The sequence below is a fragment of the Nonomuraea zeae genome (assembly GCF_005889725.1).
Taxonomy (GTDB): domain Bacteria; phylum Actinomycetota; class Actinomycetes; order Streptosporangiales; family Streptosporangiaceae; genus Nonomuraea; species Nonomuraea zeae.
In genome coordinates, this window is the sequence record NZ_VCKX01000331.1 from 1 (window position 1) to 12,727 (window position 12,727).

A 12,727-nucleotide genomic window follows, 5' to 3' on the forward strand; every position below is an offset into this window, starting at 1 on the left:
GAGGATCAGGTGGGCGTTGGTGCCGCCGAATCCGAACGAGCTGACCCCCGCCAGCCGCCCGTCCCAGGGCTCCGGCCCGGTCAGGACCCGCAGCCCGCCGGCGTCCCAGGCGAAGTCCTCCGCCGGGCGGTCGGCGTGCAGCCCGCCGGGGAGCACCCCGTGGAACAGGGCGAGCGCCACCTTGGCCACCCCCGCCGCCCCCGCGGCCGCCTCCAGGTGGCCGAGGTTGCTCTTCAGCGACCCGATCGGCAGCGGTTCGGGCCGCTGCGCCGTGCCGAGCACCTCCGACAGCGCGCGCAGCTCCATCAGGTCGCCGAGCCGGGTGCCGGACCCGTGCGCCTCGACGTACTCCACCTGCCCGGGAGCCACGCCGGCCGCCTGGCAGGCCGCCCGCAGGAGCCTGACCTGGGCGGGAGCGCTCGGCGACATGAGGCCGTTGGTCCGGCCGTCGCTGTTGACCGCTCCGCCGCGGATGAGCGCGTAGACCCGGTCGCCGGCCGCCAGCGCGTCCGGCAGCCGCTTGAGCGCCACCATGACCGTGCCTTCCGACCTGCCCATGCCGTCGGCGCCCGCCCCGAAGGACTTGCACCGGCCGTCGGGCGCGAGCACGCCCGCCGTGCGGAAGCACCGGCCGATGTCGGGCGACAGGACCGCGTTGACCCCGCCGGCGAGCGCCACGTCGCACTGTCCCGTCCGCAGGGCGAGCGCCGCCTGGTGGATCGCGACCAGCGACGAGGAGCACGCCGTGTCGATGGCCATCGAGGGTCCGTGCAGGTCGAAGACGTAGGAGATGCGGTTGGCCGCGACGCTGTGCGCCGTGCCCGTCGGCGTGTACGCGTCGGGCGCCAGCCCGCCGGAGAACCGGCCGACCAGGTAGTCGCTGCTGCTGATGCCGACGAAGACGCCGGTGGCCGTACGCGTCACATCGGCCAGGCGCAGGCCCGCGTCCTGCAGCGCCTCGTGCGCGACCTCCAGCAGCATGCGCTGCTGCGGGTCCATCGCGGCCGCCTCACGCGCGTTGATGGAGAAGAACGCCGGATCGAACGCCTCCACCTCCGGCAGGAACCCGCCCATGCCCACGCCGGGCTCGGCCCAGCCCTCGTCCCGCTCCGCCCTGGCGGCGGGCACGGGGCCGACCAGGTCCGTGCCGGACGTGAGCAGCTCCCACAGCTCCCCGGGACCGCCGGCGCCCGGCAGGCGGCAGCCGATCCCGACGATCGCCACGGGCTCGGCGGCAAGACCGCCGATGCCGGTTGAGGCGCTGGGGAAGGCGCCGGGGCCGGTCGAGTCGCCAGGCGCCGGGGCGGGGCCGCCGACCCGTACCTCCTCCAGGTGGGCCGCCAGCGCGCGCGGCGTCGGGTGCTCGTAGAAGGCGCTGTTCGGCAGCTCCGTGCCGGTGTGCTCGGCCAGCACCCCGGCCAGCGCGACCGCGTCGGTGGAGCCGATGCCGTAGTCGATGAACAGCCGGTCGGGATCGACGTCGGCCACGCCCATGCGCTCGGCCACCAGCTCCAGCAGCAGGTCCAGCAGGTTCATCGGCCGGCCGCCGCGGGAGCGAGGCCGGGCAACGCGGGCGACGCCCAGCCGGCCAGCAGCGGGAGCTCGTGCGCCAGCAGCATGGCGAGGCTCGCCCGCCGCCGGATCTTGCCGCTCGTGGTCTTCGGCACGCTGCCCGGCTCGACGAGGAAGACGCCGTCGAGCAGCACGTCGTGCTCCCTGGCCACGGCGAGCCTGATCTCGGTGACCAGGTCGGCGAGGTCGCCCGTGCCGTGCCTGACCTCGGCGACGACCACCGCCGCCTCGCTCTGCGGCACGTCGCCCGTGGGCTCGGCGGAGAAAGCGGCGGTGCAGCCGCCGCGCACGGCGGGGCTGAGCTGCTCGACCGTGTACTCGATGTCCTGCGGGTAGTGGTTCACCCCGTTGACGACGATCAGGTCCTTGTGCCGGCCGACCACCGCGACGCCGCCCCCGGCCATGACGCCGAGGTCGCCGGTGCGCAGGAAGTGTTCCGGCCGTCCGGGGAGGCGGGCGTGGAAGGTCTCCTCGGTCGCGTCGAGCCGCTGCCAGTAGCCGGCGGCCACGGACGGGCCCGACACCCAGATCTCGCCGACCTCGCCCGGCGCGCGGGCCTGGCCGGTCTCCGGGTCGGCGATGGCCACGGTCATGCCGTCCACCGGCAGGCCGCAGCGGATGTAGGGGCGCTCGCCCACGTGCACCACCGGGTGGGGGTCGGTCCAGCGCTGGGTGGTGACGACCAGGGTCGCCTCCGCCATCCCGTACGCGAACCGCATGTGCTCGGGCCGGAACCCGGCCGGCGCGAACCGCTCGGCGAACCGGCTGATCGTGCTCTCCCTGATGGGCTCGGCCCCGTTGATCGCCACCCGCCAGCGGCTCAGGTCCAGCGTGCCGAGCTGCTCGTCGGTGATCTTCCGTACGCACAGCTCGTACGCGAAGTTGGGCGCGTAGGCGAGCCGCCCGCCGAAGTCGCTGATCGCCCGCAACCACATGTACGGCTGCGACGCGAACGCCTGCGGCGACATCTTGACCACATGCGCCCCCCAGAACAGCGGGGAGACGAGCGAGCCGATGATGCCCATGTCGTGGTAGAGCGGCAGCCACGACACCGTGGTCGTGTCCCGCCCCGCGCCGATGGCCCGGCCGACGGCGGTGGCGTTGTGCACCAGGCCGCCGTGCGTCACCATGACGCCCTTGGGGTGCCCGGTCGAGCCGGAGGTGTACTGGAGGAAGGCCAGGTCGTCCGCGCCGGGCAGGGCCCAGTCCCAGATCGCGGGCCCGGTCAGCAGGTCGTCGAAGGAGAGCCAGCCGCGGAACCCGGGCAGGTCGGCGAGCGCGCCGGCCTCGGGCGGCGGCACGGGGGCGACGGCGTAGGCGGCGCCGGAGTCCTCGGCGATCGAGGCGATCTTCGACCAGGCCGACCTGAAGTGGGCGAGCGACGGCATGTACACCGGGACGGGCACCGCCCCGGCCAGCATGCAGCCGTAGAAGACCGGCACGTACTCCATGGACGTGGGACAGGCGAGCAGCACCCGCCGGCCGCAGGCGTCCAGCTCGGTGAGCCGGGCGGCCACCTTCATGACCCTGGTGGCCAGCTCGGTGAAGGTCCACTGTCCCGGCCCCTCGCGGCCGAGCACGGTCAGCGCGGGCCGCTCTCCGTAGTCGGCGGCGGTGTCGAGCAGGGTGGACAGGATCGACGTGGGTGTCATGCCACACCTCCGATGTGGTCGTTGAGAAGCTCGTCCAGGAGCGCGTCCACCTGGGCGTCGGACAGCGCGCCCAGCGGGTCGCCGGCGTCGCCGTCGGCCGCGGGCGCCGCCCCGAGGTGCGGGAGGATCCGCCCGGCCAGCTCGCCGACGGTGGGGCCGTCCAGGAAGGCCGTGGTGGACAGGCGGACGCCCAGCCTGGACTCGACGAGGTTGCGCAGCTCCACCGCCATCAGGGAGTCCAGGCCGAGGCGGGTGAGCGGCAGCCCGGGGTCGACGGCGGCCGGCGAGGTCCGCAGCACGCCCGCCACCCAGCCGGTGAGCACGTCTTCCAGCTCGTCCGGCGTGGAGATCCGCAGCGGACCCGTGCCCGCCCGGTCGCCGCGCAGGTCCGCGAAGACCGACCAGCGCTCCTGCCCGGGGTTGTGCGCGAACCAGTCCGGCAGGCTCAGCGGGATGGCCGCGACCTGCGCGGGCCGCTCGGCCAGCACGTCGTCGAGCACCCGCAGGCCGGAGTCGGTGTCGATGCCCCCCATGCCGCGCTCGGCGAGCCGGCCGGCCCGGTCGGGCGTGGCGGCCAGGCCGATCTCCGACCACGGTCCCCAGTCGACGCTGGTGGCGGGCAGTCCCTGGGCGCGCCGCCAGTGGGCGAAGCCGTCCAGGAAGGCGTTGGCCGCGGCGTATCCGGCCTGGCCGCCCGAGCCGAGCAGCCCGGCGGCGGAGGAGAAGAGCACGAACAGCTCGACGGGGTCGCGCTCGGTGAGCCGGTGCAGGTTCCAGGTGCCCGCGATCTTCGGGCGCAGCACCTCGCGTACGGCGGCGAGGTCCGTGGTGGCCAGCGTGCCGTCGCGCAGCAGCCCGGCCGCGTGCACGACGCCCCTGATGGGCGGCCCCTGGGCGCGCAGGCCGTCGAGCGCCGCGGCCAGCGCGGCCTCGTCCGCCACGTCCACGGCCAGCACGGACACCTGGACGCCGGCCGCGCGCAGGCGATCGACGGCGCGGCGCGCCGCCTCGTCCGGCGCGCGGCGGCCCAGCAGGGCCAGGTGCCGGGCGCCGCGCTCCACCAGGCGCTCGGCCGCGGCCAGGCCGAGCCCGCTGAGGCCGCCGGTCACGACGTGGACGCCGTCGGCGCGCAGCCGGTCCTCGTCGAACGTGATGACGATCTTGCCGAGGTGCCGGGCCGAGGCCATGTGGCGGAACGCGTCGGCCGCCTGCGCCGCGGGATAGGCGGTGACGGGGAGCGGGCGCAGCGTGCCGTCGGCGACCGCGGCCACCGCCTCGCGCAGCAGCCCGCCGGCCAGGTCCGGCCGCAGCCGGCCCAGCGAGAAGGCCTCCACCGCGTGGAAGGACAGGCTCTTGGCGAACGGGGCCAGCGGCAGCGGCCGGTTGTCCGCGATGTCGCGCTTGCCGAGCTCCACGAACCGCCCGAACGGCGCCAGGATCCGCAGCCCCTCGTCCACCGACTCCCCGGTCAGGCAGTTGACGACGACGTCCACGCCGGCGCCGCCGGTGACGTCGAGCACCTGCCCGGCGAAGTCGGTGCTGCGCGAGTCGAACACGTGGGTGACGCCCTGCGCTCTGAGCCATTCGCGCTTGCGCTCGGACCCGGCGGTGGCCAGGATCTCGGCGCCGGCGCGCCGGCACACCTCCATCGCGGCCTGCCCCACCCCGCCGGCGGCGGCGTGGATCAGCACGCGCTCGCCGCGTTCCAGCCGGGCCAGGCGGTGCAGGCCGTACAGGACGGTGACGTAGGCCGCGGGGAGCGTGGCGGCCGTGACGAGGTCGAGGTCGTCCGGGACGGGCGCGACCAGGCGGGCGTCCACGGTGACGTACGACGCCATCGTGCCGATCTCGGCGGCCAGCGCGACCACGCGGCGGCCCGCGGGCAGCCCGGTGACGCCCGCGCCCGCGGCGTCGATCTCGCCCGCGCACTCCAGGCCGAACGCCAGCAGCCCGTCCTGCTGGTCCAGCATGCCGAGGCCGCGCAGCACGTCGTTGAAGTTCAGGCCGGTGGCGCGCACCCGGATCCGCACCTCGCCCGGTCCGGGCGGCGGCGCGTCCTCGCCGCCCCCGTGCAGGCGCAGGGCGCCCAGGTCGCCCTGGGCCGGCTGCACGACCCGGTGCGGCGCCGCCGGGCGGGCGGGGCGGCGGGCCAGGCGCAGCGCGTACGGTCGCCCGTCCCGGTAGGCGACCTCGTTCTCGTCCGGCAGCTCCCACCGGGCGGGGAGTTCGTGCGTGTCCAGGTCGAGGAGGGTGCACTCCAGCTCGGGGTGTTCGTGCCTGATCGTGCGCGCGAGCCCCCACACGGCGGCCTGGGCGGGCTCGACGGGGTCGCCCGGCTCGACCGGCTGGGCGTGCCCGGTCACCACCCACAGCCGTGGCGGCTGCTCGCGTGCGGTGAGGTCCTTGGCCAGGAGCAGCAGCTCCTCGATCGCCTCCTCCGCCGTGTGGTCCGGGTGGACGCGGTGCACGACGCCGTCGAAGGGCGTGCCGGCGCCCGGCTGGACCGGGGTCCAGCGGGGCACGTACATCCAGGCGTCGGAGGGGGCGGCGCGGGCGATGCGGCGCAGCCGTACGTGCCGGAGGGCCAGCACGACCCGGCCGCCCTCGTCCAGGACGTCGATGTCCATGACCTCGTCGCCCGGCGCGTCCGTGCCGGTAGCGATCCGCGCGTGCGCCCACCGGGCCGTGCCGGGATCCCCCGGCACGGAGACCCGGCCGACGCTCCGAGGCAGCAGCAGATCCTCCTGCCCGGCCCCGGCCGGGCGGCGGGCCAGCGCGGGCGCGACGGCCTGGAGGCATGCGTCGAGCACGGTCACGTCCATCCGGTACGGCTCCGCGGGCGGCCCGGCCGCCGGACGCAGCCGCGCCAGGCACTCCGACTCCCCGGTGAACGCCTGCACGATGCCGCGGAAGGCGGGGCCGTACTCCATGCCCCGGGCGGCGAATCCCTCGTAGAGTGCCGCGACGTCCACGGGCTCGGCGCAACGGGCCCGCACCGCCGCCAGCCGGTCGCCGCCGTCACCGGCCGCGCCTGCGGGCGGGACGGGCGCGGCGCGGCGGGCGGTCGTGATCGGCTCGCCTCCGGCCGTGAGCGTGATCGCGTCCTCGCGTACGTCGGCGCGCAGCAGCCTCACCTCATCCAGCACCAGCGGCGTCTCGAAGACCACGTCCGCCAGCTCGTCCCCGTACGCCAGCGCCGCCGCGATCTGCCCCGCCGCCGGGAAGACGGCCGCGCCCTCGACCCGGTGATCGCCCAGCACGCCGTCGCCGGACAGCCGGACGGCGCGCAGCTCGGCGAGGGACGCGGCGAAGACGCCCGGGTCCTCCTTGTGCACCGACGGCAGCAGCCGCGCGGGCGTGTCCCGCAGCCCGGACAGCAGCGTCGGGTGCGGGCTCAGCTCCACGAACGTGTCGTGTCCCGCGGCCAGCAGCTCCCGCACGACCGGCCAGAACAGCACCGGCTCGCGCAGGTTGCGGCACCAGTACGCGGCGTCGAAGGCCGCGTGCTCCCGGCCCGTGACCGTGGACCACAGCGGGACCCGCGGCTCGGCGGGACGCAGTCCGTCCAGGGCCGCGCGCAGCTCGGGCAGCAGCGGCTCGACGTGATGGCTGTGCCCCGCCACGTCGGCGTCGATCAGCCGGCAGAAGACGTCCTCCCAGCGCAGCTGCTCCACCAGCGCGTGCACCGCGTCGTGGTCGCCCGACACCACCGTGGTGGACGGCGCGTTGGCCGCCGCGACGCACACCCGGCCGTGGTGCTCGGAGGCCACCGCGGCGGCCTCGCTCCACGGCAGGCCCACGACCGCCATCGCGCCCGACCCGCTGAGCCGCCGGTACAGCGCGCTGCGCGCGGACACGACCGCCGCCGCCTCCGCGAGCGTCAGCGCGCCGGCGATGTGCGCGGCGGCGACCTCGCCCAGGCTGTGCCCGGCCACGGCGGCCGGCACGACGCCCCGCGACTCCCACAGCCGGGCCAGCCCCACGTGCAGGGCGAACAGCGCGGGCTGGATCACGTCGATCCGATCGGCGCCGGCGTCCCCCGCGAGCGTCTCGGTCACCGACCGGCCGAGGTGCGGCAACAGCGCCTGCTCGCATTCCCGGACGGCGGCGGCGAAGGCGGGCTCGCGCTCCAGCAGGGCCCGCCCCATGCCCGGCCACTGGGAGCCCTGACCCGGGAAGAGGAATACGACACGGTTCATACCGCAAAGCGTCGTCACCGGCCGCCGCCGCGTCGCCCGTCTCAAGGGGTGACACGCACCTGGCCGGAAGGCGGGGTCGCGGCGGCAATCCTAGCCGGGTGGCGAATACCGGCAGGCGGCCGCAGCCGGGATCGTCCTCGACTGTGGACGAAGAATTCGGCTCTCTCAGCTCCGCCTTCCACGAGCAGGTCCGCCGCCGGCCGCACGCGGTCGCCGTCACCGACGGGCCCGACTCCGTGAGCTACGCGGACCTGGCCGCCTGCGTCTCCGAGATCCGCGCCTCCTTCGCCGAGCTGGGGCTGGCCCCGGGCGATCGGGTGGGGATCTTCATGCGGCGCTCTTGGAAGGTCGTCGCCGCCATCGTCGCGGTGGTCGGCCACGGCTGCACGTACGTGCCGCTCGACCCCGACTACCCGGCCGAGCGGGTGCGGTTCATGGCCGGCGACAGCGAGCTGCGCGCGGTCTGCGCCGACCCCGGCGCGCCCTGGCCGTTCGACGGCCTGCCCCGGGTCGAGGTGACCGGAGCCGGCGCGCCCCTCGTGCCGCCGGCCGCGCGCTCGCCCGAGATCCCCACCCACATCATCTACACCTCGGGCTCGACCGGCCGGCCGAAGGGCGTGGCCACCCCGGAGGGCGCGGTGCTGGAGCTGTTCCGCTCGGCGCGCGAGCGGTTCTCCTTCAGCTCGGACGACGTGTGGAGCTGGTTCCACAGCCACTGCTTCGACTTCTCCGTCTGGGAGATCTGGGGCCCCCTCCTGTACGGCGGGCGCGTGGTCGTCATCCCGCCCGCCGTCGCGCGCGACCCGCGGCGGCTGCTCCAGACGCTCGCCGGCACCCGGGTCACCGTGCTCTGCCAGGTGCCGAGCATGTTCAAGTACCTGGCCTGGGCGATGGAGCAGGAGCCGGCGCCGCTGGCGCTGCGCTATCTCGTCTTCGGCGGCGAGGCGATCGACCGGGGCACCATCCGCCGCTGGATGGACGTCACCGGCGGCCACGAGGAGATCGTCAACATCTACGGACCCACCGAGACGACGGTGTTCTCCACCTGCACGGTGGTCGACCGCCGCACGGTGCTGGACACCTCCTCCCCGACCAACATCGGGCGCGCGCTGCGCCACGTCCGCACGGCGGTCGTGGCCGAGGACGGCCGGGTGTCCGCGACGGGCGTGGAGGGCGAGCTGTGGGTCGGCGGCACGGCCCTCGCCGCCGGGTACGTCGGCCGTCCCGAGCTCAACGCCGAGCGCTTCCCCGTCGTGGACCTGGGCGACGGCGAGCGCCGCTGGTACCGGACGGGTGACCTGGTCAGGCAGCTGGCCGACGGGTCGTTCGAGTACCTCGGCCGGATCGACTCGCAGGTCAAGATCCGCGGGTTCCGCATCGAGCTGGGCGAGATCGAGTCCGTGCTGCGCGGCGCGCCCGGCGTGACCGACGCGGCCGTGGCCGTCCAGACCCCGCCGGGCGGCGAGCCGCTGCTGGCCGCGTACCTGGTGGGTGCGCCGCCGGCGCCGCGCGAGCTGCGCGAGCTGTGCGGCCGCAGCCTGCCCGCGCACATGATCCCCGCGCGCTTCCGCACCGTCGCCGAGCTGCCGCTCAACCCGAACGGCAAGCTCGACAGACTCGCCCTGGAGGGAACCCGATGATCACCTCTGTCCGTGACGCCGTGCTCGGCGGCGAGAGCGATCCCGCCGCCTTCGCGGCGCTGGCCGTGCCGGAGTCGTACGCGGCCGTCACCGTCCACGCCGACGAGAGCGACATGTTCGACGGCCTGCCCGGCGAGGACAAGGATCCCCGCAAGTCCCTGCACCTGGAGCAGGTGGCCACCCCGGAGGTGGGGCCCGGCGAGGCGCTGGTGGCCGTCATGGCCTCCTCGGTCAACTACAACACCGTCTGGTCGGCCATCTTCGAGCCGGTGCCGACGTTCTCCTTCCTGCGCAGGTACGGCCGGCGCAGCGAGCTGGCCCGCCGGCACGACCTGCCGTACCACGTGCTCGGCTCGGACCTGTCGGGCGTGGTCCTGCGCGTCGGGGCCGGGGTCAGCGCGTGGCGGCCGGGCGACCGGGTCGTCGCCCACTGCCTGTCGGTGGAGCTGGAGCGGCCGGAGGGCCACGACGACACCATGCTCGACCCCGACCAGCGCATCTGGGGCTACGAGACCAACTTCGGCGGCCTGGCCGAGCTCGCCCTGGTCAAGGCGAACCAGCTCATGCCGATGCCCGCCCACCTGACCTGGGAGGAGGCGGCCTGCTCCGGCCTGGTGAACTCCACCGCCTACCGCCAGCTCGTGTCACGCAACGGCGCGAACATGAAGCAGGGCGACACCGTGCTCATCTGGGGCGCCTCGGGCGGGCTCGGCTCGTACGCCACCCAGTACGCCCTGCGCGGCGGCGCCACTCCCGTCTGCGTCGTCTCCTCACCCGAGAAGGCGGAGCTGGCCAGGCGCGCGGGCGCCGAGCTGGTGATCGACCGGACCGCCGAGGGCTTCTCCTTCTGGCACGACGAGCACACGCCGAACGTCGGCGAGTGGCGCAGGTTCGGCCAGTGCATCCGCGACCTGACCGGCGGGGACGACCCGGACATCGTGTTCGAGCACCCGGGCCGGGAGACCTTCGGCGCCAGCGTGTACGTCGCCCGCCGCGGCGGCACGATCGTGACCTGCGCCTCCACCACCGGTTTCCTGCACTCCTTCGACAACAGGTACCTGTGGATGCACCTCAAGCGCATCATCGGCACGCACTTCGCGAACTACCACGAGGCGTGGCAGGCCAACCGGCTGGTCGCCAAGGGCCGGATCCAGCCCACGCTGTCGCGCAGCTACCACCTCGACCAGACGGCGGACGCCGTCCACGACGTACGGCGCAACGCCCACCAGGGCAAGGTCGGCGTGCTCTGCCTGGCCCCCGAGGAGGGGCTGGGAGTGCGCGACGCCGAGCTCAGGCAGCGGCTCATGCCGGCCGTCAACCCGTACCGTCCGCGGCTAGGAGATCCGACATGAGCTCCACGACCTTGGAAGCAGGGGTGCCGCTGCGCGGGAACCACCCCCTGGAGATCTGCGTCTTCTGCGGCGCCGGGCAGTGCAACTCCCCGGCCATCGTGGAGACGGCGCGGCTGACCGGCAGCCTCATCGGCCGGCGCGGTTACCGCCTGCTCTACGGCGGGGGCGGCTCGGGGCTCATGGGCGAGGTCGCCTGGGCCGCCGCCGAGCACGGCGCGGCCATCCGCGGGGTGATCCCGCACTTCATCTACGAGCGCGAGCGCGCCATCGCCGCTCCCGCGCAGGAGATGCACGTCACCGACACGCTCTACAAGCGCAAGGAGCACATGCTGCGCAGCGCGGACGCCTTCCTGGCGCTGCCCGGCGGGTTCGGCACCCTGGACGAGATCCTCGAAGTGATCTCGGCGACCTACCTGGGCGTGCACGCCAAACCGATGATCATCATCAATCCCGAGGGCGTGTGGGACGCCTTCATCGACCTCGTGGAGACGCTGCGCGGCCTCAACCTGATCTCCGGGGCCGCTCCCGCCTTCCACACCGCCGACTCGCCCGAGGAGGCCATGGCGCTCGTCGAGCGCCTGGTCGTCCAGGTGGCCTGACCCCCGGAGCACGGTCATGGACACAAGAGCGCCGAGGTCGGCGGCGGACAAGCGGGCGCTGCTCGCCGACCTGATGCGGGCGGGCGCCGCGCCCCTTCCTCTGTCGTACGGGCAGCGGTCCCTCTGGTTCATGGACCAGGTCAGGCCGGAGGCGGGCGTCGCCTACAACATGCCGTTCGCGTGGACCATCCACGGCGAGGCCGATCTGGCGGCGCTGCGCCGCGCCTTCGACTGGCTCACCGAGCGGCATCCGATCTTCCGCACCACGTACGGTCACGTGCGCGGCACGCCCGTGCAGCGGGTGAGCCCCACGGGCCGGGCCGCCTTCCGCGTGCTCGACGCAGACGCCGGCCAGGACGTCGCGGCCCTGCTCGACGCCGAGGCGCGGCGGCCTTTCGACCTGGCGCGCGGGCCGGTCTACCGGGTCACGGTGGTGCGCTCGCCCGGCCGGCCGCCCGTGCTGCTGTGGGTCACCCATCACATCGCCATCGACGGCTGGTCGCTGTTCCAGCTGCTGGAGGAGCTGGGGCAGGCGTACGCGGCCTTCGCCGTCGGCCGCGTGCCTTCCGTGCCCGCGCCGGCGGCGACCTACGCCGACCACGTCCTGTGGCAGGCGTCCATGCTGGCGGGGCCCGAGGGCCGGCGGCTGGAGCGGTACTGGTCCGGCCTGCTCGGTGACCCGCCGCCGGTCCTGCGCCTGCCGGCCGACCGGCCGCGGCCGGCGGACCAGAGCTTCAACGGCGCCGCGCACGCCCTTCGGCTGGACTCCGCACTGTCGGAGTCCGTGGCCGGGCTGGCCGCCTCGGCGGGGACCACCCTCTACACCGCGCTGCTCACCGGCTTCCAGCTCCTGCTCGGCAGGGCGGCCGGGCAGGAGGACTTCCTGCTGGGCACGTGGGCGTCGGGGCGCAGCCGGCCGGAGTTCGCCGGCACCGTGGGGTATTTCGTGAACCCTCTGGTGCTGCGGGCCGACCTTTCCGGCGATCCGGGTTTCGGCGTGGCGCTCGGCCGGGCGCGCGGCTCGGTGCTCGATGCCCTGGATCACCAGGATTATCCGTTCCCGCTGCTGGTGGAGCGGCTGGGCGTGGACCGGGACCCGAGCCGGTCGCCGCTGTTCGACGTGGCGTTCACGCTGCGCGCCTCGCAGCGCGGCGAGATCGAGCGGGCCGGCTCCGGGACGGCGGCCTCGCCGCTGGGGGCCGCCGCGCCCGGCGAGCGCGGCATGCTGGTACGGCTGGGCGATCTCGAGCTGACCACGTTCCCGCTCGGGCAGCACGCGATCCGCTTCGATCTGGAGATGGAGCTGATCTCCGGCGGGGACGGGATCTCGGGGCTGCTGCGTTACAACACCGACCTGTTCGACGCCGGCACCGCGGGGTGGCTGGCCGGCAACTACGTACGGATCCTCGCCGGCGCCGCCGCCCACCCGGAACGTCCGCTGAGCGCCCTCGACTGGACCCCGCACCCGCGCCACGCGACCCTCCGCGGCCCGGCGACCCCCGGCTCAGCGCCTGACGGGGTGCCCCGGCCGGCCGCGAAGCCGTCCGTCTCCGGCCTCGACGGGGACGCCCTGCGCGGGGCGGGGACGCCCGAGGGCGGAGACCTCCTGAGCGGGGCGAGGACCCCCGAAGACGGAGACCGTCTGCCTGGGGTGGGGACGCCTGAAAGCGGCAACCATCCGCCTGGGGTGGAACCTGTCCCTTATACACATCT

The 12,727-nt window shown here is 74.8% G+C and carries 7 protein-coding genes; 4 read left to right on the forward strand and 3 right to left on the reverse strand.

Features of this window, described 5'->3' with window-relative positions; genetic code table 11:
- The 3 genes from ETD85_RS52970 to ETD85_RS52980 form a co-directional block, all read right to left on the reverse strand.
- The coding region (locus ETD85_RS52970; RefSeq protein ID WP_170247331.1) for a type I polyketide synthase at nt 1–1,536 on the reverse strand (1,536 nt) is incomplete at its 3' end.
- Entirely contained in the window at nt 1,533–3,224 is a 1,692-nt protein-coding gene (locus ETD85_RS52975) for a fatty acyl-AMP ligase (RefSeq protein WP_138697450.1), read from the reverse strand. The genes ETD85_RS52975 and ETD85_RS52970, both read right to left, overlap by 4 nt.
- Nucleotides 3,221–7,423, reverse strand: a complete 4,203-nt coding sequence (locus tag ETD85_RS52980; protein WP_138697451.1) for an SDR family NAD(P)-dependent oxidoreductase — start codon at nt 7,421–7,423, stop codon at nt 3,221–3,223. The genes ETD85_RS52975 and ETD85_RS52980 overlap by 4 nt, the downstream gene beginning before the upstream one ends.
- A gap of 143 nt (nt 7,424–7,566) precedes the next feature.
- On the opposite strand from ETD85_RS52980, the gene ETD85_RS52985 reads away from it, so the two are divergent.
- The 4 genes from ETD85_RS52985 to ETD85_RS53000 form a co-directional block, all read left to right on the forward strand.
- A complete protein-coding gene (locus tag ETD85_RS52985; RefSeq protein WP_170247332.1) occupies nt 7,567–9,063 on the forward strand; it encodes an amino acid adenylation domain-containing protein in 1,497 nt (498 codons plus the stop codon).
- Nucleotides 9,063–10,415 (forward strand): crotonyl-CoA carboxylase/reductase, encoded by a 1,353-nt coding sequence (gene ccrA, locus ETD85_RS52990; protein WP_170247333.1) that lies wholly within the window; start codon nt 9,063–9,065, stop codon nt 10,413–10,415. The genes ETD85_RS52985 and ccrA overlap by 1 nt, the downstream gene beginning before the upstream one ends.
- Complete coding sequence (locus tag ETD85_RS52995) at nt 10,412–11,014, forward strand: LOG family protein (protein ID WP_138697454.1); 603 nt, start codon at nt 10,412–10,414, stop codon at nt 11,012–11,014. Before ccrA ends, ETD85_RS52995 begins: the two co-directional genes overlap by 4 nt.
- Before the next feature lie 16 nt (nt 11,015–11,030).
- A partial coding sequence (locus tag ETD85_RS53000) for a condensation domain-containing protein (RefSeq protein WP_240780002.1) occupies nt 11,031–12,727 on the forward strand: 1,697 nt, incomplete at its 3' end.

What these genes read in the sequence shown, in the direction of transcription:
- ETD85_RS52995 (WP_138697454.1), top strand. Translation starts at nt 10,412, where the DNA reads ATGAGCTCCACGACCTTGGAAGCAGGGGTGCCGCTGCGCGGGAACCAC.
- ETD85_RS52975 (WP_138697450.1), bottom strand. Translation starts at nt 3,224, where the DNA reads ATGACACCCACGTCGATCCTGTCCACCCTGCTCGACACCGCCGCCGAC.
- ETD85_RS52980 (WP_138697451.1), bottom strand. Translation starts at nt 7,423, where the DNA reads ATGAACCGTGTCGTATTCCTCTTCCCGGGTCAGGGCTCCCAGTGGCCG.